This window comes from Flavobacterium sp. CF136, from assembly GCF_000282055.1.
In the GTDB taxonomy this organism is placed as follows: domain Bacteria; phylum Bacteroidota; class Bacteroidia; order Flavobacteriales; family Flavobacteriaceae; genus Flavobacterium.
The window spans coordinates 1-3,908 of the sequence record NZ_AKJZ01000046.1; the positions used below are offsets into that span (position 1 = coordinate 1).

The 3,908-nt window shown below is 33.5% G+C and carries 1 protein-coding gene and 1 pseudogene; both read left to right on the forward strand.

The window, feature by feature from the left end:
• Window positions 1-194: pseudogene (locus PMI10_RS22355) on the forward strand (hypothetical protein); the annotation flags it as partial.
• 298 nt (window positions 195-492) lie between these two features.
• Window positions 493-3,908, forward strand: a 3,416-nt coding sequence (locus PMI10_RS14335) for an RHS repeat domain-containing protein (protein WP_007809193.1), incomplete at its 3' end; no start/stop codon positions are given.

Genomic DNA, 3,908 nt, shown 5'->3' on the forward strand with positions numbered 1-3,908 from the left:
TAAACCTACTGGTTTCGGATTTGCTTAAAGTAAGTATTGCTGCACTTAAAAATGATACTCCCGATTCATCTGCTTCTGTGTCTGGAATAAATGTATTGATTTTGCTCGAAATTGCACTACAGCTCCTTCCGGATGCAGAGATTGAGATATTAGATGAGTTGCATAAGCTTTATTTGAACTTGGTGGTAAGATAAGATAGATAAGAGTAAACTTAAATATACTATATTACTGCTAAAGTATAAAATACGATTTCAGGTTATAAAAATTATTGTATTAAATAAAAGTTAAAAAAACAAGTAAAAACGTATTATTTTAATAAATAAATAGTGTAGATTCGCGTGCAAAAAGATTTTTGTTTTATTTCAAAATGAATTTCTTAATTGAGTTTAAACTCAAGTCTAAAAGTATAATTTTTTAAATTAATTATTGTCAATCATTGTTGACCGATAAAATAGTTTGAAAGTTAATTTTTTCATTTTTCAAAAAATATATATGAAAAGAATTCATTTTATTAGTTACTTTCTTTTGTTTTCCTACAGTGTTTTTTCTCAGGAATTCTCAAAAATTATTCCACCAAATCCCAATGTAGCTTCACTATTTAAATCTACAATAACTCCAGTTAATGAATATAGTGGATTACCTAGTGTTTCAATTCCTTTATATACCGTAACGGAAGGTGCTGTTTCCTTGCCTATTTCTTTAAGCTATAACGCCAGTGGGATTCAAGTTTCTGAAGAATCCGGGAATGTGGGTTTGGGCTGGGCTTTAAATATTGGAGGTGCAATAACAAGAAGTATTAATGGGAACGATGATTTTGCCACTTCAAGTGTGGGATATTTAAAGCATAGTCAGCAATATCCAGATCCTGTTATTGGATCCGGTAGCTATTTTGACCCGGATCAACATGGTTTTGTCGACGCGGATTCACAGTGCAAATTTTTGGTAAATGGGAATCTTACAAGTTTTGACCAAACTATTAATCCATATTACCAAGACAACGATTTTATGCCTGATATGTTTTATTATAACTTCAACGGCTACTCCGGATCGTTTGTCTTAGACCGAAATGGAAATGCTGTATTGACGGAAAAAGGGGGCTTGAAGATTTTCGTAGATACTTCCAGTGGGCTTAGTCAATCGGTGAAATTTACAATTACAACGGAAGATGGAACTATTTATGAATTTAATAAAACAGAGTTCACTAATTTCTCGGGCTCTGGTCTAGGTACTCCAGGGTATACCTCTTCGTGGTACCTTTCAAAAATTACTGATATCTCCGGTAATAATATCAATTTTATATATGAAAATAAGGGAAACATAGTCCCTTTAAGATCATTTACCCAAAACTTTGAAATTGACTCTTGTGCCGATTGTGCTTCACCAGTACCCCAAGCAAGATTTAAAGAATATGCTGGTCCCTATACTTCTATTGAAGGGATTTATTTATCTGAAATACAATTTAGTAATGGAAAAGTAAAATTAAATTACTCAGCAGATAATGTAAGAAGCGATTTAGATGGTTATTATTTAGAATCAATTAAGGTTATTGACAATGCAAATAAAATTATAAAACAGCATGATTTCAACTACACTTATTTTGGTAATGCAGGTAACGGAAATATCAAAAGTCTGGCTCAGGGGGATTATTCAGGTTCTATAAATTCTGGGAGTTCTGAATTTCCGCACTTTAACCTTAGACTACGCTTGGATTCCGTGACCGAAGATTCTATAAAAAAACATAGTTTTGAATATTACCATGGTTATAATAATTATGTTCCCAATAAGACAACTTTGGATCAGGATTACTGGGGATTTTACAACGGGGCTGGTAATACCCGGTCTTTTATTCCATCAGTCAATCCTAATATTACGGCATCTCAAGGAAGTTCTTTTGTTGCAGCCAATAGGGTGCCTAGTGAAGCTTATGCAAAACTTTTTAGCCTAGAAAAAATTACCTACCCCACAAAAGGATCGACAGTATTTGAATATGAAACGAATACTTTTGACAAAATTAATCTTCAAACTGTTACATCTAGAGTATGGCAAACCGCTAAGGCAGATGAAACAACCCCATACACTGTTTCTGTACCATTTACACCTGGAAAGCTTCCTTTTAGAATAGAAGCTTTTTTTATTCTTTCAGGTTGGAACAAAAGCATGTCCTCAACTAAACCCTATGTTGATTTTTCAAGTACTTTTCATCTTAGACTTAAAAAATCTGATGGAACGGATTTAAGATATTATTATTTTCCATCCAATGAAGGAAATCAACAGTGGAATAATGTACAAGGTTATGCTTATGCGGGTTATGTATATCCTGCTGAAGAATTGGGAACAGCATTGAATCCAGTAAGTGGTAATCAATTTACATTGGAAGCCTATTTCAACGATCGAAATGGATTATTGATTGGAGTAGCAGATATAAAAGCTAGTTGGGAAACAACTTATCAAAATATACAATCGTATTATTCCCAAGGTGGGGGGTTACGAGTAAAATCAATTTCAGATTATGATTCAGATGGTAGTTTGGAAACCAAAAGAGCATTCAATTATCATTACCAAAGTACAGTAGATGGACAAGTAGTCCAAATGTCTTATGGCAAATTAAAAACTAAAATGCCAAGGTATGAGCGCATACATCGATTTACCTATACCGGAAGTGGAAGCAATCAAGTAAGAAATCCTTTGATAGTAGGTAGTTCAAATTCCATTAATGCTTTTTCAAAAGATGCTGGTAGCTATGTTGGTTATGATCAAGTAGAAACTATTTATGAGGGGGCTAATGTTGATAATGGAAAACAAATTAAAAAATTTTATAACACTGAAGATTTGTTTAGAACATATAATCCAGTTTCGTATGTGGATGATTACTACCAATTTCCTCCCGTGAGAGTTCCTCACAATGGATTAAATTATTTGACACAAAACTATAAGAGGGCTGGTAGTACGTATGACCCGGTCAGCGAAATTCAGAACGATTATTCCATCAACGGATTTTCTGCTTCCAATTTTGACCTTAACAAATTATATCAAAACCCCAATTATGTCATTGGTGCCAAAAAAGAAAATTATTCTCTTGTTGTAGATAATTATTATGATTGCAGTTATTTTAAATTCCAATTGCATCCATATTATTCCAATTTAACACAGCAAACGGCGACAAAAGAAACTTTATATGATACTAATGGACAAAATCCTGTTGTAAATGAACAAAAATTCTATTATGACAATGCTATACATCTCCAAAAGACAAGAATTGAAGCTACTAATAGTGTAGGAGAAGTTTTGGAAACTAAAATTTATTATCCTGATGATATTTCATCTACAGCCAGTTTAGCAGAAGGGGGCAATTTGATTTCTTCGGAATATGCACAGATTGATCGATTAAAGACACACGATTTACATCGTATTGCTACTCCAGTACAAACCGTTACTAAAAAAAATGGTCAGATAACATCTATCCAGCGTAATTTATTTAAAACGGATCAAGGTATTGTGCTTCCAAGTAGTGTTAAAACTGCTAAAGGATCAAACTCTTTAGAAGACCGCCTTGTTTACAATGATTATGATAACAAAGGAAATCCTTTAGAAGTTTCGAAAAAAGATGGGGTTCACATCGTTTATGTTTGGGGTTATAATAAGACCCAGCCTATCGCCAAGATCGAAAATACAACAAATATGCAGGTAGCTGCTGCCTTAGGCGTTTCAAGTGTAAGTGCACTAAATGAGACCAATCTGATTGCAATTAATGCTTTGCGAGGTAATACTTCTTTTGCAAATTCTATGATTACAACTTATACTTATATTCCTCTTGTTGGAGTAAGTACTATCACAGATCCAAAAGGAGAGACAATAACCTATACTTATGATACTGCTGGCCGACTTGAATTTGTAAAAGACAAAAACGG